The following is a 623-nucleotide window of genomic DNA, read 5'->3' on the forward strand; positions in this document are numbered from 1 at the left end:
ACGTCGAGGCGGCCACCCAGCTGCTCGGGATCTTCATCGGCGGAACGGAAACGGTGCCGAAGATCGTCGCGCACGGCGGACAGCTGGTCGGGCCGAAGGCCCAGCTCCCACAGGCCGTGCGTGGCGATCTCGACGCCAACGTGCCCGTCGCGCGCGAGGAGATGATCCGTTACTGCGCACCGGCGCAATGGTTTGCGCGCACGGTCCGCAAACCGTTCACCATCCACGACACCACGCTGCAGCCGGGGCAGCGAATCATCACGCTGCTGGCGTCGGCCAATCGCGACGATCGCGAGTATCCCGACCCCGATGCGTTCATCTGGGACCGCCCCATCGAACGGCTGCTGGCTTTCGGTCGCGGACAACACTTCTGCCTCGGCGTACACCTCGCGCGGTTGGAGATCGGCATCATGGTGACCGAATGGCTCAAGCGTGTGGGCGGATGGCGCATCGACGGTGAGGCCGCGTCCCGGCCGCCGTCGAGCTTCCAGTGGGGCTGGAGCAGCGTCCCGGTGGAGGTGTGACATGTGGTCCTATCGCCTAGCCGCCCCCTACACGTTCGAACGCCAGGACATTCCCGAGAAGACCCCGGAGTCGCTGGGGGACCGGCAGGTGCTGCTGCG

1 protein-coding gene is annotated in these 623 nt (G+C 67.3%); it reads left to right on the top strand.

All coding sequences use genetic code 11. The features are described from left to right. Window positions 1-524: cytochrome P450 (locus tag A5698_RS07630; RefSeq protein WP_156670647.1), on the top strand; the 524-nt coding region annotated here is incomplete at its 5' end. Between the last annotated feature and the right edge of the window lie 99 nt (window positions 525-623).

Origin of the sequence: Mycobacterium sp. E136, assembly GCF_001666865.1 — a bacterium.
Lineage (GTDB): Bacteria > Actinomycetota > Actinomycetes > Mycobacteriales > Mycobacteriaceae > Mycobacterium.